19 protein-coding genes are annotated in these 20,786 nt (G+C 61.2%); 11 read left to right on the top strand and 8 right to left on the bottom strand.

Annotation, left to right across the window (positions count from 1 at the left end):
- Nucleotides 1-13: 13 nt before the first annotated feature.
- The 10 genes from JOE32_RS14200 to JOE32_RS14155 all read left to right on the top strand — a co-directional run bounded on the left by JOE32_RS14200 (nucleotide 14) and on the right by JOE32_RS14155 (nucleotide 7,046).
- Nucleotides 14-676: a riboflavin synthase gene (locus JOE32_RS14200; RefSeq protein ID WP_209985332.1), complete on the top strand. Its 663-nt coding sequence runs from the start codon at nucleotides 14-16 to the stop codon at nucleotides 674-676.
- 15 nt (nucleotides 677-691) lie between these two features.
- Nucleotides 692-1,783, top strand: coding sequence for a bifunctional 3,4-dihydroxy-2-butanone-4-phosphate synthase/GTP cyclohydrolase II (ribBA, locus tag JOE32_RS14195; protein ID WP_209985329.1), 1,092 nt, complete (start codon nucleotides 692-694; stop codon nucleotides 1,781-1,783).
- 88 nt (nucleotides 1,784-1,871) lie between these two features.
- Nucleotides 1,872-2,348 carry a 6,7-dimethyl-8-ribityllumazine synthase gene (ribE, locus tag JOE32_RS14190; RefSeq protein ID WP_003194576.1) on the top strand — a complete coding sequence of 159 codons (477 nt, stop codon included), beginning with the start codon at nucleotides 1,872-1,874 and terminating at the stop codon, nucleotides 2,346-2,348.
- Complete coding sequence (nusB, locus tag JOE32_RS14185) at nucleotides 2,345-2,845, top strand: transcription antitermination factor NusB (protein ID WP_003232499.1); 501 nt, start codon at nucleotides 2,345-2,347, stop codon at nucleotides 2,843-2,845. Before ribE ends, nusB begins: the two co-directional genes overlap by 4 nt.
- Nucleotides 2,846-2,863: 18 nt before the next feature.
- Nucleotides 2,864-3,829: a thiamine-phosphate kinase gene (gene thiL, locus JOE32_RS14180; protein ID WP_209985326.1), complete on the top strand. Its 966-nt coding sequence runs from the start codon at nucleotides 2,864-2,866 to the stop codon at nucleotides 3,827-3,829.
- A gap of 54 nt (nucleotides 3,830-3,883) precedes the next feature.
- Nucleotides 3,884-4,609 carry a transporter substrate-binding domain-containing protein gene (locus tag JOE32_RS14175; RefSeq protein ID WP_209985323.1) on the top strand — a complete coding sequence of 242 codons (726 nt, stop codon included), beginning with the start codon at nucleotides 3,884-3,886 and terminating at the stop codon, nucleotides 4,607-4,609.
- Between the two features lie 128 nt (nucleotides 4,610-4,737).
- The gene (ribA, locus tag JOE32_RS14170; protein ID WP_003232505.1) at nucleotides 4,738-5,355 is read left to right on the top strand and encodes a GTP cyclohydrolase II; all 618 of its coding nucleotides are present in this window, start codon (nucleotides 4,738-4,740) and stop codon (nucleotides 5,353-5,355) included.
- Nucleotides 5,352-5,771: an MFS transporter gene (locus JOE32_RS14165; protein ID WP_209985320.1), complete on the top strand. Its 420-nt coding sequence runs from the start codon at nucleotides 5,352-5,354 to the stop codon at nucleotides 5,769-5,771. Before ribA ends, JOE32_RS14165 begins: the two co-directional genes overlap by 4 nt.
- Nucleotides 5,768-6,568: a cobalamin-binding protein gene (locus tag JOE32_RS14160; RefSeq protein ID WP_209985316.1), complete on the top strand. Its 801-nt coding sequence runs from the start codon at nucleotides 5,768-5,770 to the stop codon at nucleotides 6,566-6,568. Before JOE32_RS14165 ends, JOE32_RS14160 begins: the two co-directional genes overlap by 4 nt.
- A gap of 127 nt (nucleotides 6,569-6,695) precedes the next feature.
- Nucleotides 6,696-7,046 (top strand): hypothetical protein, encoded by a 351-nt coding sequence (locus JOE32_RS14155; protein ID WP_209985313.1) that lies wholly within the window; start codon nucleotides 6,696-6,698, stop codon nucleotides 7,044-7,046.
- A gap of 14 nt (nucleotides 7,047-7,060) precedes the next feature.
- Here the strand turns inward: JOE32_RS14155 and JOE32_RS14150 are convergent, their stop codons facing one another.
- The 8 genes from JOE32_RS14150 to JOE32_RS14115 form a co-directional block, all read right to left on the bottom strand.
- Nucleotides 7,061-8,950, bottom strand: a complete 1,890-nt coding sequence (locus tag JOE32_RS14150; protein WP_209985310.1) for a TonB-dependent receptor — start codon at nucleotides 8,948-8,950, stop codon at nucleotides 7,061-7,063.
- Nucleotides 8,951-9,090: 140 nt separating this feature from the next.
- Nucleotides 9,091-10,989 carry a 1-deoxy-D-xylulose-5-phosphate synthase gene (gene dxs / locus JOE32_RS14145; protein ID WP_209985308.1) on the bottom strand — a complete coding sequence of 633 codons (1,899 nt, stop codon included), beginning with the start codon at nucleotides 10,987-10,989 and terminating at the stop codon, nucleotides 9,091-9,093.
- A gap of 111 nt (nucleotides 10,990-11,100) precedes the next feature.
- A complete protein-coding gene (locus JOE32_RS14140) occupies nucleotides 11,101-11,988 on the bottom strand; it encodes a farnesyl diphosphate synthase (RefSeq protein WP_209985305.1) in 888 nt (295 codons plus the stop codon).
- Nucleotides 11,985-12,227: an exodeoxyribonuclease VII small subunit gene (locus JOE32_RS14135; protein WP_003176346.1), complete on the bottom strand. Its 243-nt coding sequence runs from the start codon at nucleotides 12,225-12,227 to the stop codon at nucleotides 11,985-11,987. Before JOE32_RS14135 ends, JOE32_RS14140 begins: the two co-directional genes overlap by 4 nt.
- Nucleotides 12,228-12,302: 75 nt before the next feature.
- On the bottom strand, nucleotides 12,303-13,442 hold the full coding sequence (locus tag JOE32_RS14130; RefSeq protein WP_209985302.1) for a Fic family protein: 1,140 nt from the start codon (nucleotides 13,440-13,442) through the stop codon (nucleotides 12,303-12,305).
- Nucleotides 13,443-13,575: 133 nt separating this feature from the next.
- Nucleotides 13,576-13,890: a hypothetical protein gene (locus tag JOE32_RS14125; RefSeq protein WP_245229030.1), complete on the bottom strand. Its 315-nt coding sequence runs from the start codon at nucleotides 13,888-13,890 to the stop codon at nucleotides 13,576-13,578.
- Between the two features lie 199 nt (nucleotides 13,891-14,089).
- Nucleotides 14,090-14,512, bottom strand: coding sequence for a hypothetical protein (locus JOE32_RS14120; protein ID WP_209985293.1), 423 nt, complete (start codon nucleotides 14,510-14,512; stop codon nucleotides 14,090-14,092).
- A complete protein-coding gene (locus tag JOE32_RS14115) occupies nucleotides 14,509-19,071 on the bottom strand; it encodes an RHS repeat-associated core domain-containing protein (protein WP_209985289.1) in 4,563 nt (1,520 codons plus the stop codon). The genes JOE32_RS14120 and JOE32_RS14115 overlap by 4 nt, the downstream gene beginning before the upstream one ends.
- Before the next feature lie 389 nt (nucleotides 19,072-19,460).
- Here JOE32_RS14115 and JOE32_RS14110 point away from each other — a divergent pair, with 389 nt between their 5' ends.
- Nucleotides 19,461-20,774, top strand: a complete 1,314-nt coding sequence (locus JOE32_RS14110) for an ATP-binding protein (RefSeq protein WP_209985286.1) — start codon at nucleotides 19,461-19,463, stop codon at nucleotides 20,772-20,774.
- Nucleotides 20,775-20,786 lie beyond the last annotated feature (12 nt).

The raw sequence follows: 20,786 nt of genomic DNA, 5'->3' as shown, positions 1-20,786 counted from the left end.
TCAGGAGAACGACATGTTCACCGGCATCATCGAATCCATCGGCAGCATCCGCGCAATGACCCCCAAAGGCGGCGATATCCGCTTGCTGGTTGAAACCGGCAAGCTCGACCTGGGCGACGTCAAACTGGGCGACAGCATTGCGGTGAGCGGCGTATGCCTCACCGTCGTTGAACTGCCGGGCAATGGCTTTGCCGCCGATGTGAGCCGCGAAACCCTGGACTGCACCGCGATGAGCGACCTCAAGGCCGGCAGTCCGGTGAACCTGGAAAAAGCCCTCACGCCGACCACGCGTCTGGGTGGCCACCTGGTCAGCGGCCACGTCGACGGCGTCGGCGAAGTGGTCGCGCGCAGCGAAAACGCGCGGGCCGTGGAGTTTCGCATCCGCGCGCCCAAAGAGCTGGCCAAGTACATCGCCCACAAAGGTTCGATCACCGTGGACGGCACCAGCCTGACCGTTAACGCCGTGAATGGCGCCGAATTCGAGCTGACCATCATTCCCCACACCCTCAGCGAAACCATCATGGCGTCCTACCAGCCGGGCCGCCGGGTGAACCTGGAAGTGGACTTGCTGGCCCGTTACCTGGAGCGCCTGTTGATGGGCGATAAGGCCGCAGAGCCCACCGGCAGTAACATCACCGAAAGTTTTTTGGCCGCCAACGGCTACCTCAAATCCTGACCAAGGGGGTGCCGCGTGGCGCTCAACAGCATCGAAGAACTGGTTGAAGACATCCGCCAAGGCAAGATGGTCATCCTGATGGATGACGAAGACCGCGAGAACGAAGGCGACATCATCATGGCCGCCGAGGCCTGCAAGGCTGAACACATCAACTTCATGGCCAAGCATGCCCGCGGGCTGATCTGCATGCCCATGAGCCGCGAGCGCTGCGAACTGCTCAAGCTGCCGTTGATGGCGCCGCGCAACGGCTCGGGGTTCGGCACCAAGTTCACCGTGTCCATCGAGGCCTCCACCGGCGTTACCACCGGGATCTCCGCTGCCGACCGCGCGCGCACCGTGCAAGCGGCCGCCGCACGCGATGCCAGGGCCGAAGACATCGTCAGCCCCGGCCATATCTTCCCGCTGATGGCCCAGCCGGGCGGCACCCTGGCACGCGCTGGTCACACCGAAGCGGCCTGCGACCTGGCGCGCATGGCCGGGTTCGAGCCCAGCGGTGTGATCTGCGAAGTGATGAACGACGACGGCACCATGGCCCGTCGCAGTGAACTCGAGACCTTTGCGGCAGAGCACAACCTCAAGATCGGCACCATCGCCGACCTGATCCACTACCGCATGATCCACGAACGTACCGTTCAGCGGATTGCCGAGCAGCCGCTGGACAGCGAACTGGGCCAGTTCAATCTGGTGACCTACCGTGACTCGGTGGAAGGCGACGTGCACATGGCCCTCACCCTGGGCAGCATCAGCGCCGACGAACCGACCCTGGTGCGGGTGCACAACATGGACCCGCTGCGCGACCTGCTGATGGTCAAGCAACCGGGTCGCTGGAGCCTGCGCGCCGCCATGGCTGCGGTGTCCGAGGCCGGTAGCGGTGTCGTGCTGTTGCTCGGCAACCCGGTGGATGGCGATGTTCTGCTCGCGCATATCCGCGAAACCGCCGAACACTCGAAGATCAAGACGCCGACCACCTACAGCATCGTCGGTGCCGGTTCGCAGATTCTGCGCGACCTGGGCGTGCGCAAAATGCGCCTGATGAGCGCACCGATGAAATTTAATGCGATATCCGGATTCGACCTGGAAGTTGTAGAATACGTGCCCTCCGAATAAAGCCTGGCGATTTTTGCCCCTTGTTCGCGGTTAACACATCACTGAGGGACGCATTTTTCGCGTCCCTGCTCTTTAAGAGATTTGTCGAATGACCCTGAAGACCATCGAAGGTACCTTCATCGCCCCCAAAGGCCGCTACGCCCTGGTGGTTGGCCGCTTCAACAGCTTCGTGGTTGAAAGCCTGGTAAGCGGTGCCGTGGACGCCTTGGTTCGCCACGGTGTGAGCGAAAGCGATATCACCCTGATCCGTGCCCCTGGCGCCTTCGAAATTCCACTGGTTGCGCAAAAAGTTGCTCAGCAAGGTGAATACGCGGCGATCATCGCCCTGGGCGCTGTGATTCGTGGCGGCACCCCGCACTTCGAATACGTTGCCGGTGAATGCACCAAGGGCCTGGCCCAGGTGTCCATGGAGTTCGGCGTGCCAGTCGCGTTCGGCGTGCTGACCGTGGATTCCATCGAGCAGGCCATCGAACGTTCCGGCACCAAAGCCGGCAACAAGGGCGCAGAAGCTGCCTTGTCCGCCCTGGAAATGGTCAGCCTGCTGTCGCAGTTGGAGGCCAAGTGATTTCCGACGACGGCGACAACTTCAACCCACGCGACCCGCGCCCTGCGGACGCCGGCAAGCCTTCGAAAAACGAAAAGCGTCGCGCTGCGCGTCAACTGGCCACCCAGGCGCTGTACCAGCGTCAGATGGCGGGCACCTCGTTGACCGAGATCGAAGCGCAGTTTCGCGTCGACAACGACTTCACCTTCGCTGACCTGCCGTACTTCCACGACATCCTGCACGGTGTGCACGCCAACCTGAGCGAGATCGACGCGGCCCTGGCTCCGTGCCTGGACCTGACCATCGAAGAACTCGACCCGGTTGAACTGTGCGTCATGCGCCTGTCCGCCTGGGAACTGCTCAAGCGCGTCGACGTGCCGTACCGCGTGGTGATCAACGAAGGGATCGAACTGGCGAAAGTCTACGGTTCCACCGACGGCCACAAGTTCGTCAACGGCGTGCTCGACAAGCTGGCCCCGCGCCTGCGTGAAGCCGAAGTCAAGGCGTACAAGCGCTGATGTGCGCTTGAGTCCGGCATGGGCGAGTTCGAGCTGATCCGCAATTACTTCGCCGCCGCGCCCTGTGCGCAGGGCGGCGAAGGCATTGCCCTGGGGATCGGCGACGACTGCGCCTTGCTGGCGCTGCCTGCCGGTGAGCAACTGGCGGTCTCCACCGATACCCTGGTGGCCGGCGTGCATTTTGCCGACCCCTGTGACCCGTTCCTGCTCGGCCAGCGCTCGTTGGCCGTGGCGGTGAGCGACCTGGCCGCCATGGGCGCCAGCCCCCTTGCATTCACCCTTGCCCTGACCACCCCGACCGTTGATGCCGATTGGTTGCAACGCTATGCCCAGGGTTTGAACGCCATGGCGCAACACTGCGGCGTTGGGTTGGTTGGCGGCGACACCACGCGCGGCCCGCTGAGCCTGACCCTGACTGTGTTTGGCCGGGTGCCGGCCGGTCAGGCATTAACCCGCAGCGGCGCGCAGCCGGATGATCTGCTCTGCGTGGGCGGCGAGCTGGGCAATGCCGCCGGCGCTTTGCCGTTGGTGCTGGGCCAGCGCACGGCGGATGCCGCCATTGCCGATCCGCTGCTGGCCCATTACTGGTCGCCGCAACCGCAGCTGGCCCTGGGTGTGGCGCTGCGCGGCAAGGCGACCTCGGCGATGGATATCTCCGACGGGCTGTTGGCCGACTGCGGGCATATCGCCAGGGCGTCGGCGGTCAGCCTGTTGATCGAGCGTCAGGCGCTGCCGTTGTCTGCAGCCTTGCTGGCGTTTGTCGGCGATGACGAGGCCCGTGTGGCCGCGTTGAGTGGTGGTGATGACTACGTGCTGGCGTTTACGTTACCGGCGGCCGAGCTGACGCCGTTGCTGGCCGCCGGCTGGCCGATCCATGTGATCGGTCGGGTCGCGGCGGGGCAGGGCGTGACGCTGCTGGATGCCGATGGGCGCGACGTTACCCCGCGGGTTCGTGGTTATCAGCATTTTCATGAAGCGCCGTAGTCCGGCGACCTGCGCTACCCTTTAATCCATTAATACCTATGGAAGACCGTCACCATGGATGTGCGCCGCTGGCTGCTGATCCTCCTTTGCGTCGTGGCGCCCCTGGTGCACGCGCACGAATCGCCGGTGCCGGGAAAAATCACGCTGGCCAGTGAGGAGTGGGACAATTACACCAACCGCGACGGTAGCGGCCTGGGTTGGGACGTATTGCGCCAGGTGTTCGAGCCCGCCGGCATCGCCCTGCAAACCCGCAGTGTGCCGTACACCCGTTCGGTCGGCCTGACCCGGCGCGGAGAAGTGGACGGCTGGGTCGGTTCCTACCATGACGAAACCGAAGGCGTGTTGTACCCGGATTTGCCCTTCGACGCCGATCACGTCTACGCCCTGGGGCTTTCCACTACACCGGCGCCGACCCCGGCGACGGTGGGCAATTACCGTCTGGCCTGGGTGCGTGGCTATAAATACGAGGATTACCTGCCCAACGTACACCGCTTCAACCAGATTCAGCGGCGCGACGGGATCCTGCCGATGCTGGAGCACGGTCGCGCCGACTTCTATATCGATTCGCTCACCGAAGCCCGATACGTTCTCAGCCAGGCCGACGACCCCGGAAAATTCAGGCTCACCCCCATCATCGAACTGCCGCTCTACGTGGGCTTTGCCGACAACGAGCGCGGGCGAGCATTGATGGCGGTATATAACCAGCGCATGGCCGCGCTGGTTAAAAGCGGCGAGCTGAAGCCGATCTTTCAGCGCTGGAAGCTGCCGTATCCGTTCTGACGTGCATAGAACCGTGGCGAGGGCCAATCGAACCGATTGATCTTGATCAGCGCGCATTCAACTTAAGCGTCTGCCGGAACCTGCTGTACAATGCCCGCCTCTGTGAAATCTGAAATCAGGAGCACACGGTGCCCGTCGTTTTCGTCGCCGCTTCCAAGCTGCCTACCCCTTTTGCCACGTTCACCATGAACGGCTTTCTCGAAGAAGCCACCGGGCGCGAGCACGTTGTGCTGAGCCTGGGCGATATCGCTGATGGCGAGCCGGTGCTGGGCCGTGTGCACTCCGAGTGCCTCACCGGCGACGCCTTGTTCAGCCAGCGCTGCGACTGCGGTTCGCAACTGGAAGCGGCGTTGCAGGCCATCGCCCGCGAAGGCCGTGGCGTGTTGCTGTACCTGCGCCAGGAAGGCCGGGGCATCGGCCTGATGAACAAGATCCGCGCCTATGAGTTGCAGGACGGCGGCGCCGACACCGTTGAAGCCAACGAACGCCTGGGTTTTGCCGCCGATCAGCGCGATTATGGGATCTGCCTGCCGATGCTGGAGCACCTGGGGGTGAAATCCCTGCGCCTGATGACCAACAACCCGCGCAAGGTCAAGGCCCTGACCGAGATGGGCATTACCGTCGCCGAGCGTGTGCCGCTGCACACCGGGCACAACCCGCACAACAAGCTTTACCTGGCGACCAAGGCCAGCAAGCTTGACCACATGATGGGCAACGAGCACCAGGGCGAGGTCGACCGCGCGTGACTCGCGGCCAGGTGAAACGGCGACTGTCCATCAACTGGTGGCAGTACCTGGCCCTGGCCTTGCTGCCGTTGTTCGTGATCAACCTGGTGTTCGGCCGCGCCCAATCCCTGCTGCCCATGCTGGCCATGCCGTTGTTCATTGCCGGCGTGGCCTCGATGTTTCTCAGCCTGCGCTATTTTCATGGCTATAAACAGGCGCTGATCGTCACCTCCAAAGCCCTCGACACCGCCGAAGAACCCGCCGCCTGGATTACCCTCGCGGCCCGTCGACGCACGGCCTTGCTGGTGGCGGCGCTGCCTGCCTGGATCGGCGCGCTGGCGGTGTTCGTCGGTCTGGAGGCGGTGCCGTTGTTCCTGCTGGCGCTGTCGACGACGGTGTTGTTTTATCTCTACCGCATTCCGCGTCAGTTGGGATGAAACGCTACTGGCTGGCGCTGCTGTTGGCATTCAGTGCCCAGGCATTGGCCGCCGAGCGCGTCGTCAGCCTGGCGCCGTCACTCTCTGAAATCATGCTGGAACTGGGCGCCGCCGATGTATTGGTGGGCGTGCTCGATGGCGGCGAGCGCCCGGCGGCGCTGGCGAACGTGCCCTCGGTCGGGCGTTACGGGCAGTTGGACATGGAGCGCCTGCTGAGCCTGCAACCCGACCTGATCCTGCTGTGGCCCGGCAGCGTCGGCCCGGGCCAGCGTGAGCAACTGCAACGCCTGAAGATCCCCGTGTACGTCGCTGAACCCCACAGCCTTGAGCAACTGGCCAGCCAAGTGCAGACCATTGCCGAGCAGGTGGGTCGTGCCGACGCAGGTCGCCAGCTCGCCACCCGGCTGCGCCAGCGCCTGCTTGAATTGCGCCAGCGCTACCAGCGCGCCGAACCGCTGCGGGTGTTTTATCAGGTATGGAATCAGCCGCTGTATACCGTGGGCGGTGGGCAGATCATCAGTGATGCCCTGGCGGTGTGCGGGGCGCGCAACGTGTTCGACGACCTTACGCTGCCGGCACCGCAGGTCAGCGTCGAGTCGGTACTGCAGCGCAACCCTGAGGTGATCGTGGCGGGGGATCAGCTTCAACTGGAAGCCTGGAAGGTCTGGCCGCAGATCGCCGCGGTAGCGCAAGGGCGCTTGCTGCAGGTGCCCGATAAAGGCCTGGAGCGGCCCAGCGGCCAGATGGTCGACGCGGTGGCCAAACTCTGCGAGTTGATTGCGCCGCAACGTGAGTAGGCACGCACGGTAAACGTTTTCCTACCTGTTATTGAGACTTGTCGGTCGGGTGATTTCGGCGATGTGACGCTACGCTGCTGCGCGCGATGCGTACTGCATAGCGATCGTTCAATAACAGGAGGTGACCATGCGACGTTTGATCATTGGTAGTTGCGCCGCCATATTGCTGACCGGGTGCAGCACGTTGGAAGGTATCTCTACGATCATGAATTTCAACGACCACGCTATTCCCACCAGAATCTACGCAGGTGGCGCCACGAAGCAGGAAATGCTTGCGATCCAGCAGCCCCGGCGTGTTATCGCGGCGCGCAACGGTGTTTTGGAGTGCCTTGACTACCAGTTGGAAAACAAAGGCAAGAAACAGGACTTTTACGTCGGCATTACCGACGCGGGCCGTGTTGGCGCGTACGGGTTCATAGGCTGTGAACGGGCAATCAAGGAAGGTTATCTGGATGCCGGCAAGGCGTCTGTCCGCTAGAGGTTGCCGGGTCGCTACAACCGAGGTGTCCAGGTCAGGCCCAGCATCCAGGTGCGGCCTTCTTCGCGGTAGTTCTGGTTATTGGAAAAGTCCGCTGCGTTGTAGCTGTAGCGGGCGCGGGCGTATTGGCGGTCGAGCAGGTTGTCGACGTTGAGCGAAACGCTGACTTCGCGCGTGACCGCCCACCTGCTGCGCAACCCGAGCAGCGTGTAACCGCCCAGGCGGTCCTGATTGTCTTGAGCGTTGTAGCTGTTGCTGATTGCCTGCCAGCTTGCGCCCACGCCCAACGCGTCAAATTGCCGGTCCAGATCCAGGCTTAACGTGCGGCGCGCGCGACGGGCCAGGGTGTGGCCGGTATCGCGATCACGCGGGTCGATGAATGAAACGCCCACATTGCCCTGCCAACCGAACAGCTCCTGCTTGAGCGCCGCTTCAAAGCCATTGATGCGCGCCGAGGCGACGTTCTGCGGTTTGCTGGTGCTGTCCAGAATGATCGCGTCGCTCAAGTTCGTGCGGTACAGCGACGCTTCCAGGCGGGAGTGGTCAGACAGTTGGCTGCGCCATTGCAGCTCGTAGCTCTTTGAGGTTTCGGGCCGCAGGTTGGGGTTGCTGTACTGCGTATCCGGGTAATAGAGGTCGTTGAAGGTCGGCGCGCGAAAGCCTTCGCTGTAGCTCAAGAGCACGTCGTTGTCGGGGTTGATCGGTACGCTCAGGGTGCCGCTCCAGCTGTTCTGGCTGCCGAACTGCTGGTTCTGATCGCGGCGCAGGCCCAGCTCGGTGGAGAACCACTCGCCGTGAAAGCGATGCTGCACAAAGACTGCGCGGTTCCAGCGGCTGTTTTCGCTGAAGGTGGTGGAGCCGTGGAAGCGGTCCTCGTACCAGTCGCCGCCGAGGATCAGGCTGTTGCGGTCATTGAGCGTCAGGTCATTCTGCCAGTTGAGCGAGTCGCGGTAGGTGTTGAATACGCTGAAATCATCGCTGAGGGTGTCGCGCTTGGTGTCACGGTTTTCGCTGTGGCCCAGTTCCAGGCGCGATTGCCAGCCCTCGCTGAGCCTCGCATCCACGTAGCCGCTGGCGCTGCTCACGGTGTAGTCGGTGTAGGGCTTTTGTCCGACGCTTTGCCCGGTGGCAAGGTCGTAGCGGCCGAAGCTGTTGTCGTATTCCGACTTGCCACGGTTATCCAACAGATTGAAACCCGCTTCCCAGTCATCGCTGAACGAATGGCTGAGGTTCAGGCTGACGGACTGGTTGCGGTAGGCGTCGCGGTCGCCGTCGCTGGCAAACGACTCATGGCTCGAGTTGATGCCAGCCGTTTCATCCAGGCTCGCGCCGAGGTTGAAGCGCGTGTGTTCGTCGCCACCAGACAGACCGACGCTGCGCTCCCAGCTCTGGTTGCTGCCAAAACCCAGCTTCAGGCGCGGTTGCAGGCCTTGCTCGGCATTACGCCGGGTAAATACCTGGATCACCCCGCCAATCGCATCACTGCCGTAGATCACCGAGCGTGAGCCGCGCAGCACTTCCACCCGCTCAATCTGGTCGACATTCAGGTATTGCAGGCCGCTGTCGCCGGACGTGGCATTGGCAATGCGCTGACCGTCCACCAGCACCAGGCTTTGTGCGGATGTCGTGCCACGGATGTAGACCCCCGGCAAACTGCCACGCCCTCCAGTGCGCGCGATTTGCACGCCTGGGACGCGGCTGAGCAGGTCGGTGAGGCTGGTGGGTTGCAGGCGGACGATGTCGTCGCGGGTGAACACCGTGTTGGCGGCGCTGCTGTCATTGCGGGCCTGGACCTGGCGGTTGGCGCTGATCACCACGTCGGGGAGATTGAGGGCATCGTCACGGCTGGCGGCGAGCAGGTCCGAGGCGGGCAGAAGCAGGAGGGCAAGATGAAGAGGTTTCATGGCTGTCCATAGCATTGAAAGTTAACCCAAAACCAATGTGGGAGGGGGTTTGCTCCCGATTGCGGTGGGTCAGTCAACTCGAATGTCGCTGACCCACTGCTATCGGGAGCAAGCCCCCTCCCACCTATTGGTTCCTGTTTCTACAGGCCCAGCAACGCCATGCGCTGGCGCACCGAGGCTTCGATACCGGCCTCGTCCAGCCCGCATTCGGCGAGCATCTGTGCAGGTTTGGCATGTTCGACATACACGTCCGGCAAGCCCAGGTGCAGCACCGACTTGAGGATATTCTCCCGCGCCAGGCACTCACTGACCGCCGCACCGGCGCCGCCCATGATGGCGTTCTCTTCGAGCGTGACCAGCAGCTCATGGCTGCCGGCGATCTCGCGCACCAGGGCTTCATCCAGGGGTTTGACGAAACGCATGTCGACCACCGTTGCGTCGATCTTCTCGGCGACTTTGAGCGCCTCGGCCAATTGCACGCCGAACACCAGGAAGGCGACCTTGCTGCCCTGGCGACGCACGATGCCCTTGCCGATCTCGATGGGTTCGAGGTCTTTTTCGATCACTGCGTTCGGGCCGGTACCGCGCGGGTAGCGCACGGCGGCGGGGCCGTTGTACAGGTGGCCGGTGCTGAGCATCTTGCGCAGTTCGTTCTCGTCGCTTGGCGTCATCACCAGCATGCCGGGGATGCAGCGCAGGTACGACAGGTCGAAACTGCCGGCGTGGGTCGGGCCGTCTTCGCCCACCAGGCCCGCACGGTCGATGGCAAACAGTACGTCGAGGTTCTGCACCGCCACGTCGTGAACCAGCTGGTCATAACCGCGCTGCAGGAATGTGGAGTAGATCGCCACCACTGGCTTGGCACCTTCACAGGCCATGCCGGCGGCGAAGGTCACCGCGTGTTGCTCGGCAATCGCCACGTCGAAGTAACGCAACGGGAAACGCTCGCTGAACGCCACCAGGTCGGAGCCTTCCTTCATCGCCGGGGTAACCCCCACCAACCGTGGGTCGGCGGCGGCCATGTCGCACAGCCATTCGCCGAACACTCCGGAATATTTGGGACCGCTGACTTTTTTCGGCGCGGCGGCGGGGGCGTCCAGGGGGTCGAGTTTGGTGATCGCGTGGTAGCCGATCGGGTCGACCTCCGCCGGCGCGAAGCCTTTGCCCTTCTTGGTGACGATATGCAGGAACTGCGGGCCCTTGAGGTCGCGCATGTTGCGCAGCGTGGCAATCAGGGTGGGCAGGTCATGGCCGTCGATGGGGCCGATGTAGTTCCAGCCCAACTCTTCGAACAGTGTGCCGGGCACCAGCATGCCCTTGGCGTATTCTTCGGTGCGCCGGGCAATTTCCCAGGCGCCGGGCAGACGCGAGAGCACCTTCTTGCTGCCTTCACGCATGCTGGCGTACGTGCGGCTGGAGAGGATTTTTGCCAGGTAATTGGACAGGCCGCCGACATTGCGCGAGATCGACATGTCGTTGTCGTTGAGGATCACCAGCATGTTGGCGTCCACTTCCGGCGCATGGTTGAGCGCTTCGAACGCCATGCCGGCGGTCAGCGCGCCGTCACCGATCACCGCAATCGCCTTGCGATCGCTGCCTTGCAGACGGGCGGCAATCGCCATGCCCAGCGCGGCGCTGATGGAGGTGCTGGAGTGGCCGACGCCAAAGGTGTCGTACTCACTCTCGGCGCGGCGCGGGAAGGCGGCGATGCCGTCCTTCTGGCGCAGGCTGTTCATGCGCTCGCGACGGCCGGTAAGGATTTTATGCGGGTACGCCTGATGGCCCACGTCCCACACCAGCCGGTCATCCGGGGTGTCGAAGACGTAGTGCAGCGCGATAGTCAGCTCGATGACGCCCAGGCCGGCACCGAAATGCCCACCGGTCTGGCCGACCGTGTAGAGCAATTCCAGGCGCAGTTCATCGGCCAGGGTTTCCAGCTCGGCTTCAGCCAGTCGACGCAGGCCGTCCGGCGTGGCAGCACGGTCGAGCAGCGGCGTGGACGGGCGTATGCGGGGAATCTCTTGAAACGTCGTGGGCATCAGGCGAATCGTTATAGGTATAGAAGAGGCGGCAGTTTACCTCAAGCATCGCAAACTGCCCACGCGGAGCGCCGAAGTTGAGCGATAGGCGGCGCAAATGGCCGCCGTTGATCAGTGGCGACGTTCGACGATATACCGCGCCAGCTCGCGCAGTGGCGCGGCCGCCGCGTCGAACGGTCGCAGGGCATCCAGGGCCTGATCGCGCAGTTCCAGGGCGTACGCCTTGGCCGCATCGAGCCCGAGCAGTGCAGGATAAGTCGGTTTGTCCCGTGCGATATCGGCGCCCTGGCGTTTGCCGAGGGTGGCGGTATCACTTTCCACGTCGAGAATGTCGTCCTGCACCTGAAAGGCCAGGCCGATGGCCCGCGAGTAGGTCTGCAGCGCCGCCAACTTTGCGGGCTCGGCGCGACCGCTGGCCAGGGCACCCAGGTGCACCGCAGCCTCGATCAGCGCGCCGGTCTTGTGGCGATGCATGTGTTCCAGGGCAGCCTGGTCCAGCTTGAGACTGACCGAACCCATGTCGATGGCCTGCCCGCCGACCATCCCGGCCGGGCCTGCTGCCAGGGCCAGGGCGGTGACCATGCGCAGGCGTGTTTCGGCATCGACGCGGCTCAGCGCCGGGTCCAGCAATGCGCTGAACGCCAGGCTCTGCAAGCCATCACCGGCGAGGATCGCATACGCTTCATCAAAGGCTTTGTGGGTGGTCGGCTGGCCGCGCCGCAGATCGTCATCGTCCATGGCCGGTAAATCGTCATGCACCAGGGAGTAGGCGTGAATCAGCTCCACTGCACAGGCCGCGCCATTGGCCTGCTCGGCCGGCGCGCCCAATGCCTCGCACGCGGCATAGGCCAGCAACGGGCGCACACGCTTGCCGCCATTCATCACGCTGTAGCGCATGGCGTCATAAAGGCGGTTGAGTTCAGGGCCCGGCGCAACAAACAAGGGCGCAAGCGCCGCATTGACCCGGGCTTGGCTACTGGCCTGGTACGCATCGATCATTCGGGCTGTTCCGCATCGAAAGGTTCTTCGGCCAGCTCCCCGTCACGTTCCAGCAGCACCTGCACCTTCTGCTCCGCCTGCGCCAACGCGCTCTGGCAGTCACGGGTCAGGCCGATGCCTTGCTCAAACGCCGTCAACGAGTCTTCCAGCGACAACTCGCCGTTCTCCAGACGCTCGACCAGGGTTTGCAGGTCGGCGAGGGATTGTTCGAAATCGAGTGCAACTTTTTTGCGGGCCATGGCGGCTATTCCGGTAGACGGTAAACCGGCGCGACACTAGCAGACATGGGGGATGGGGGCAAATGAGGGGGGCTGTCATTCGCCCTCGCTGTTGACTTGATAACGCGTGTTGCGCCCGCCGCCGGCGAGGCGGACCAGGCAGTTTTTTTCCAGCAGATCGGCCAGATGCCGCGTGGCTGTCGCCTTGGAAACCCTGGCGACTGCCTGGTATTGCGCGGCGCTGATGCCATGCTCGAAACCTTTTTCGCCGCCATCGAGCAGCCGATTGAGAACCTTGAGCTGTTCGGCGGATAACGCTGTGTCATGGTGGCGCTGCCAGAATCGAGTCTTGTCCAGCATCCGGTCAATCCGCGTTATTGCCTGTTGCAGGCTGCGCAGCAGGGTCTGGAGAAACCACAACAGCCAGTCAGTGATATCCAGCGTGGCCTTCTGGCCGGACTCCAGTGCATTGTAGTAACCAGCGCGGTCTTCGAGGATGCTGGCCGACATGGCGTAAAAACGGATGGACTGATGCTCGCCTTGGGCCAGCGCCATGTCTGTGATGGCGCGTGTCAGGCGGCCATTGCCGTCATCGAAGGGATGCAGCGTGACAAACCAGAAGTGCGCAATGCCGGCGCGCAGCAGCGGGTCCAGCTCAGGCTGATGGCGGCTGGTTTTGAACCACTCGAGAAAATCGTTCAGTGCCTGCTCAAGACCCAGGCGCGGTGGCGCCTCGAAGTGGACAGTCGGCCGGTCAAGCCGCCCCGACACCACCTGCATAGGCTCCTCGCCCCTCAAACTCGCGACCTTGATCGGACGCGTGGCAAGGCTTGCCTCCTCGAGCGGGAACAACAAGTGGTGCCAATTCAATAAACGGGTGAGGGTGAATGGGTGGGCGAAGTGCTCGGTGGCATCCATCATCAGCTCTGCCAGCCCTTCACTGCGACGGCTGACCTGGCCGTCTTCCATCGCCTGCAAGCCCATTCGGCGCGCGAGGGAGGAGCGTACCGAGCCAACATTCAACTGCTCGCCCTCAATAGCCGAAGAGGTCAGGATGTTTTGCAACAGCGTGTCCAGTTCGTTCTGCGCACTGACGGCCTGGGTTATGGAGCCGAGCATGCCCAGCAGACGGCCTTGGGCCTGTGCGCACTTGCGCAGAAGCACTGCCAGACGGCCTGGTTGCCAGTGGAAGTGGGGCCAATCGGCGTGTTGCCAGATCCAGTGTGGGTGATCCATCGTGGAATGCCTGGGTGCGTGAGCCAAATATAAAGGTTATTCGGCTCATTTAGTGAGCCGATTGTGCGTTTTATTCAGCTCACCGTCCAGGCCAATAGATGAGCCTCACGGTATTCTGATATGGCATGTTGAGTCATAGTTTCTGAGCTTCATAGCTTCCGGCAACTACCTGAAAAATTACTTCTCCACCATTGCTCGCTGTAAAACAGAAGGTTTTCCCTATTTCACTGGGCTCTGATCTGATGGCCTCCTGTAAGAGGGTTGAGTTTTTCTCTTCATACATATCGCATATATCGGCCCCAACGGCACCAATGCCTTGAAAGGCAACCAGTTCGTTGAATGTAATTTTCCATGATCTTTCTTTCCAGTCTCTAAATTTCATGACCAATGCATTTCTTGTACAAGTTACTTTTTCAATTGTTCCATCTGAAACGGGAAATTTCGTCATGTCAGATTCCTGGATGCTTTTCGCCTGGTAAAAAGCCTGTGCCGTGCCCCTGTTCATATTTTCCTGGCTGCACCTTTCTGATGGTCTTGTCATTGACGTCTTTGTTTATCATCTTCCAAAAATCTTTTCCACTTTTAGTATTGATGTGGTGGTTTGTGACTGCGTAAGACACATTGCTTTTTCAAGCGATATTGGTTGTCTATAGGGTCGAGCTAAAAATTGCGAAATCAATGTAGCCCTCAAATGAAATGCAAGCAATCCAATCCAGCTGTTTTTGAAGTATGTAGGTGTGCTGGGGTATTTTTGAAAAAACTTGCAGTGATTGCATAAGGTCTCTGGTTGAAATTGAATAGGCATTGTCGGTTGCGTCACCAATAAAAATTACATTGTGCTTGGTGGCTGCTTTTATTTTTTCCTCTAATAACTTTAGCGTAGCCTGTGATGGAGACGGACCAATATGAGTGCTTTCCTTGAATTGGCTCCAAGCTATCTGGTTTCCAAAGAAAGGAACGGTTGCATTTATTGTTTCAACAATTAAATCGTGCTCGGCTTCTGGCGAGATTTCGAATTTGATATTCAGTTGGTTAAAGTCTTTGACTATTTCGTCGTCAAGATAACTCATTTTTTTGCGAACCTCTTGGTGAGTTGGAATACAGTTTTTGACGTGCCTTCAAACGTATAATGAGGGCCTTTTTTTTTGTGAGTCCAGACATTAATGTGAGCGCCATTCCTCTCGTCATATTCAACACGATAACCTGTCCTCGCTTCAGTTGTTTGCATGCCGATGGGTTGGCCTTTGCGTTCGCCGAATTTCCCTAATTTTGGTTTTTCCGCCCGAAAGTCATTTTCCAGTAGCCACTCAAGCGCTTTGTTCAATGCTTGCTCATAGGTGGAGTAATGAGTTGAGTTCCCTACCTTTGGCGCTTCTTCTCCGTGTATGGGAGAGGCTTGGCTTTGTTGTCCCGCGCAATTACCCCGCGTACATGCCAGCCCCAGCGGATCCACCCACCCGGTAGGATTCGGCACGTACTGGTAAGCATTGATCCCACCCGCCAGCTTCACCGGGTCCGGCGTCAGATAGCGCCCAACATCCGGATTGTAGTAGCGATGACGGTTGTAATGCAGGCCGCTTTCTTCGTCGAAGTATTGGCCTTGAAAGCGCAGCGGGTTATCGATTTTGCCCACGTCGAGGCGGCTGATCTGGCCGTACGCGCGGTAGTGGGCGGACCAGACGATTTCGCCGTCTGCAGCGGTGAGTTCCTGTGGGGTGCCGAGGTGGTCGAGTTGGTAGTGGTAGGGCTGGGTGGCGTTGGGGCCGAAACCTTCCAGCAGGGCCAATGGCCGGAAGCTGTCGGGTTCGTAGAGGTAGCTGCGGTGGCGGTCGGCGTGGTGTTCGGCGATCAGTTTGTCGCCTTGCCAGAAAAACTCCGTCGTTACGCCGTCGACGGTTTTGCTGATGCGGCGGCCAAAGGGGTCGTAGCGGTAGTGGGCGGTTTGGCCGTTGGGTTGGGTGATGCTGGTTAAACGATGCTGACAGTCGTAGCGGTATTCGGTGACCAATGCGTGAGCTTTGCCACGGCGTTCGCGGATCAGGTTGCCGAAGGCGTCGTAGTCGTAATGCCGGTCGCCCTGGATCATCAGGCGATTGCCGGCGACGATGTCCGGGCCGGGGCGGTCGTGCATCAGCAGGTTGCCGGCCGGGTTGTGGCCGAAGCGTTCCTGCAGGTCCTGCGAGTGGTCGGCGCGGGTCAGGCGGTGGAGCGGGTCGTAGGCGTAGCGGTGTTCGCCTTTGCGGGTGTCGAGGATACGACTGAGGTTGCCGGATTTGTCGTAGTCGTATTGGCGGCGGTAGTGGCGGTTTTCCTGTTGCGTGATGGCGTGGGCGTGCAGGCGGTGTTGGTCGTCGTAGTGGTAATGGCTGATTAATTCGCCTTGCTGTCGTTGCTGCTCCTTGCCCGCTTTGAATAGATGCGAGGTGAGCACTTCACCGTTGAGCTGAACCGTCGCGAGGTGGCCACCTTTATCGTGGTTAAACGTGACGCGGTTGTTGTCCGGCAGGCGCAGGCGCTGCAGCTGACCGCAGGCGTCATAGCCATAACGCAAGGTGCCCCAGCCTTGATGCTCGGCGGTCAGACGGTTTTGTCGATCGTATTCGTAGGCCAGCGCCCAGTGACCGTCTACGACGCTGAGGAGATTGCCCTGGCGGTCGTAGGCATAGTCAACAAGGGCGCCATCGGGCAGGGTTTTTCTGACAAGGCGTCCGGCGTGGTCACGCGCGTAGCGGGTAACCAACTGACTGCCATCGTCGCCATGTTCGGTCTTTTCCTGCAGATTGCCGTTGAGGTCATAAACGTAGGCGGTACGCTGGCCGTCAAAGCCGATTTCCTGCTGGATCAACCCGTTGGGGTGGTAAGCGAGCCGGTAGGTCTCGCCGACCTCGTTTTCAATCTCGGTCAGCAGCAACCGAGTATTGTCGTAGCGGTACTGGACCTGCGTGCCATCGGCATTGAGCCGTCGACTGATCAGGTGCAGCCCGTCGGCATACTCGTAGCGGGTGACATGCCCCAGTTCATCGCGTTCGGCGGTGATTTTTCCGTAGGCGTTGTAGCTGTATTCCCTGCATGCACCGCCCGGCAATATCAGGCGAGTCAGCCGGCCCACGCTGTCCCACTGATACTGGGTCAGCGCGCCATGCTCATCCTCGCGGGCAACCTCCCGTCCCAGGTCGTCATAGCGGTAGCGCTTGATCCCGCCATTGGGCAACTGTTCCTCAAGCAGTTGCCCGCGCTCATTCCACACCAGCCGTTGGCAACTGTGATCGGGATACCAGACGCCAATCAGTTGCCCGTGTTTGTTGTAGCTGTAGTCGGTTACATGGCCGTCAGGATCGGTCTTACGCGTTACGTCGCCTTGTTCATTACGCTCGTACTTCCAAACCGCCTCGCCTCGGCGCACCACCCGTACGAAGCCATTGTCATGCTCGTAGGACGTCGGCTCATCGTCCCCCGGAAACAGCGCCACCAAGCGCCCAGCGTCGTCGTACTGATACGCCGTCACCGCGCCGAGCGGGTCCTGCTCAACCGTCAGCCGGCCTTTTTCATCGTAGGATTTGAAGTGTTGAGCGCCGTCCGGATCCACCCGCTGCACCAGCCGCGCCCGCGGGTCATGCACATACACTTCCTGACTGCCATCGGCGTTATGCACGGTGACGCGTCCGTCATCACCCCACACATAGCGCGTATCCATTTGCGTAAAACTGGCCCAGTGCCGTACACAGCGCGCCGCCTTGCCGGAACGTTCCCACGCCCAGAAGAAACTCGCCCCACCGGCCAGCCCACGCTCCAGAATCACGTGCTGTTCGTCGTACCGATAAACCTCGCATTCACCTACGGCATTGGTCGCCGACACCAGTCGGCCTGCGTCGTCGTAGGTGTAGGACACAATCGTCTGCTCAGTGACCCACTCGTAAGGCTCACGCCCCTTGGCGCGATGCACCTGATAGTCCACCGCGCCAATCCGGCCCTGCGCATAACGCAACCACAGCGAGCGCCCGGCGCCGTTGTCCAGCCGTTCAATGCGCCCCAGCACGTCGCGGAAAATGCGCAGCCGGTTGTCATACGCATCGCTGATCGACACCAGCACGCCATCACGAAAGTGATAAAGCCGCGACGCCTGGGCCAGCACCAGTTCATCCGGTAAATCGCCCAGGAAGATCGCTGCTTCGGCCAGGCTGTTGGTGATCGCCGGGCGCGAAGCGGTCGGCAAGGGCAGGGTGGTCGAGCGATTTTCATGGTCGGTCCACACCACCGAATCGCCGGACACGACCAGCCGCTGCGCCAGGGCGTGACTCCAGCCAAACCCCAGCCCAACGTCGATTTCCACCGCACTGGTGCGATACACCCGCGTCCACTCAAACGGTAAAATCCCGTCCAGCGTGCGGTCGGTGAGGGTGAGCAATTCCTCGCCGGTGACCATCGACACCGGGCAGCCGTTGGTCACGGTTTTATCGGAAGAAGCAGACGCATCCCCCGACGGGTTTTTCGCCGAAACCGGCACATCATCCACGGCCTCTTTCTGCCTCAACACTGCGTTCTGCCGCGCCCGCCAGCGCATCTGCAGCGTGCCTTGCCTTAACCCGCCAACCACACCGCGAATTGCCACCGCCTTGTAACGATCCACCGCCTGCATGAACGTGCTCAGAATCGCCAGCACGCTCTTAACAAAGCCAACTGCCGCGTCGAGAATCTGCCCGCCGTACTTGACCAGCCGCATACTCAAATACGCCACACCCGCCGCAGGCAATGCGATGGTCAGTACAGCGCCGATCACCAGATCGATCAGCAACGACACCACAAACCCCGCCGCGACTTCGGCCATCTGTCCGGGTGGCAATGCGTCCAGCCACAGCATCGCCGTACGCACCAACAGAAACAGCGCCGCCTCATCACTGGCCAGCAGCATTGCCTGTTCCATGACTTTGGGCACATCGATGGCGAGTTGCGCCAGGCTGGTTGCTTGCGCACCGAGTTGCTCGACGTACTTCAGCGGGTCTTCAAGAATGGCCTGGACCCGCTTGATGCTGTCCCACGCATCGCGGATCGCCGCCCAACTGCCCGTCAGCACACCGCTGCCAATCGCACTGGCCGTGGATTGCTGCCAATACGGCTTGAAGCCTTCCCACTGCTTGCGCAGCCATTGCTCCAGGTCTGTCGTCAGCCCGGTGTAGGAGGCGAACAACGCGTCCACCTGTTGCGTCGAAACTCCGCCCTGCACCCGCACCTGATAACGCCCGCCGGCCACGCAAACGTGTGATCCCTTGCCGTGTTCATCCAGCTGGATCAGCGTTGAACTGCCGTCATCCAGTCCGATCACCTCAACCGTAATATCGCCAATCGGCACGTCATAGACCGACTCGAACGTGCTCTCAATCTTCAGCACACCGCCCGCCGGGCAGCGGGCAACGGTGGAAAAGTCAGCATCGGCAATGCTCACGGAGCGCTGGGCATCGCCCACCCGAAGCACCCGGTCCATCCCGAGCAACGACGGCATATCCAGCCCATCGCTCACTGAGTCCAGCGCGCGCGAATACCAGGCGCCCATCTGCTGGCGATAAATCAGCAGGCTCTGATGAAAGTCATTGAGCTCATGCTCGATAAAAGCGATGTGGGCAGCGTGGGTCATCCGTGACGTCTCGGCAGGGGTCAAGGCGTCGGATTCTGCCCCGGCGAAATAGGGCTGGATGAACGGTGTGCAAAATCAGAATGGGATTACGACAGCAGCGCAGAAGTCAGCGGCAACTCATGCTGGACGGCTACTTCAGATAGCGATCCTGCTGATTGACTGAAACCGCCACCGCAGTGTCGGAGGGGAGCCAATGAACGATTGCCGTAGGGGTGCCTCTAACCACCGCAGTGCATGCCTGCGGGTGTACGCTGAGGCGTCAGGAAAACAGCGAATATTCGTTGCTGCTACCAAGAGACAGACGGGCACAAGATTTCCTTTGTTTACCTTGCCGGGCCGCAATGCCCCGCGCATCCTTTTCTTTCACGGACTGATCGCGACGTATGCAGATGCCTCATCTTCCTGCCCCGCCTCCTGCCAACGAGCATGAGCGCATCCGGTCCCTGGAGCACCTGGGCATTCTGGACAGCGTTCCTGAGCAAGGTTTCGACGACATCGTGCTGCTGGCGACCGGCCTGTGCGATGTGCCGATTGCGCTGGTGTCGCTGGTGGACAACGAGCGTCAGTGGTTCAAGGCCTGCATTGGCCTTGACGTGCGCGAGACCCATCGCGACCTGGCGTTCTGCGCCCATGCCATCCTCGCGCCCGATGAAGTGCTGGTGGTTGAAGACGCCCTGTGCGACCCGCGTTTCGAGCACAGCGCACTGGTGCTGGGCCCGCCGTATATCCGCTTTTATGCAGGTGCGCCGATTCGCGATGATCGAGGTTTTGCCTTGGGCACCGTGTGCGTCATCGACACGCGACCGCGCACGCTGACCATTGCGCAACACGGCGCGCTGCAGGCCCTGGCCCGTCAAACGGCCTCGTTGCTGCAGTTGCGCCTGCTCAGCGAACAACGCGAACAACGCGCGCGCAGCCTGGAGAACGAGCTCGCCCAGGCGCAAGCCTTGGGCCGCCAGGCCGAACAGTTTCTTCATCATGCCAAGCGCGTTTCGTCCCTGGGCATGGTAGCCGCCAGCATCGCCCACGACTTCAACAACTTGCTCCAGGCCCTGAGTGCCAGCCTGCAAATGATCCGCCTGCGCGCACGCAGGCCGGCGGATGTCGAACGCTTCAGCGATGCCGGCATGCAAGCCGTGGATCAAGGCCGATTGCTGGTCAACCACCTGCTGACCAGCGTGCGCCACGACAGCCCCAACCTGATGTGCATCGACGTGAACGAGCGTCTGGAGAGCATGCGCGACGTGCTGTTGCGCACCGCTTCGGACGGTGTCGAGTTCTCAATGGCATTGGCGCCGCCGGGCACCGGTGTATTGTGCGAAGAAGCGCAGTTGAGCGCAGCGGTGATCAACCTGCTGACCAACGCCCGGGATGCCCTGGGCGGCAAAGGCCGTATCCACATCACCTCGCGTCTGGTCAACCTGACCCAGGACGAAGCGCTCGCAGCAGGCAACTACCTGTTGCTCAGCGTCAGCGACGACGGCCCGGGCATCCCCGAAGCCCTTGCCGCGCAGATTTTTGAGCCCTTTTTCACCACCAAGTGCGCAGGCAAAGGCACCGGGCTGGGATTATCCCAAGTGATGGAATTCGCGCAGCGCGCGGGTGGCACGGTGAAAGTCCACACGGCATTGGGTGAGGGGACCACCATGAACCTGTACATGCGGGCTCTTGGGCGTATCGATCCACATTTGCTTGTCGATTGAGACGTGAAAAGC

The sequence above is a fragment of the Pseudomonas sp. PvP025 genome, from assembly GCF_017832155.1.
Classification (GTDB): domain Bacteria; phylum Pseudomonadota; class Gammaproteobacteria; order Pseudomonadales; family Pseudomonadaceae; genus Aquipseudomonas.
This window is presented reverse-complemented; position numbering and strand designations above follow the sequence as displayed.

Bases quoted from the DNA above. Each gene is read 5' to 3' on its own strand.
- JOE32_RS14200 (WP_209985332.1), top strand. From the start codon at position 14: ATGTTCACCGGCATCATCGAATCCATCGGCAGCATCCGCGCAATGACC.
- ribE (WP_003194576.1), top strand. From the start codon at position 1,872: ATGACCCTGAAGACCATCGAAGGTACCTTCATCGCCCCCAAAGGCCGC.
- thiL (WP_209985326.1), top strand. From the start codon at position 2,864: ATGGGCGAGTTCGAGCTGATCCGCAATTACTTCGCCGCCGCGCCCTGT.
- JOE32_RS14175 (WP_209985323.1), top strand. From the start codon at position 3,884: ATGGATGTGCGCCGCTGGCTGCTGATCCTCCTTTGCGTCGTGGCGCCC.
- JOE32_RS14160 (WP_209985316.1), top strand. From the start codon at position 5,768: ATGAAACGCTACTGGCTGGCGCTGCTGTTGGCATTCAGTGCCCAGGCA.
- JOE32_RS14155 (WP_209985313.1), top strand. From the start codon at position 6,696: ATGCGACGTTTGATCATTGGTAGTTGCGCCGCCATATTGCTGACCGGG.
- JOE32_RS14150 (WP_209985310.1), bottom strand. From the start codon at position 8,950: ATGAAACCTCTTCATCTTGCCCTCCTGCTTCTGCCCGCCTCGGACCTG.
- dxs (WP_209985308.1), bottom strand. From the start codon at position 10,989: ATGCCCACGACGTTTCAAGAGATTCCCCGCATACGCCCGTCCACGCCG.
- JOE32_RS14140 (WP_209985305.1), bottom strand. From the start codon at position 11,988: ATGATCGATGCGTACCAGGCCAGTAGCCAAGCCCGGGTCAATGCGGCG.
- JOE32_RS14135 (WP_003176346.1), bottom strand. From the start codon at position 12,227: ATGGCCCGCAAAAAAGTTGCACTCGATTTCGAACAATCCCTCGCCGAC.
- JOE32_RS14130 (WP_209985302.1), bottom strand. From the start codon at position 13,442: ATGGATCACCCACACTGGATCTGGCAACACGCCGATTGGCCCCACTTC.
- JOE32_RS14125 (WP_245229030.1), bottom strand. From the start codon at position 13,890: ATGACGAAATTTCCCGTTTCAGATGGAACAATTGAAAAAGTAACTTGT.
- JOE32_RS14120 (WP_209985293.1), bottom strand. From the start codon at position 14,512: ATGAGTTATCTTGACGACGAAATAGTCAAAGACTTTAACCAACTGAAT.
- JOE32_RS14115 (WP_209985289.1), bottom strand. From the start codon at position 19,071: ATGACCCACGCTGCCCACATCGCTTTTATCGAGCATGAGCTCAATGAC.
- JOE32_RS14110 (WP_209985286.1), top strand. From the start codon at position 19,461: ATGCCTCATCTTCCTGCCCCGCCTCCTGCCAACGAGCATGAGCGCATC.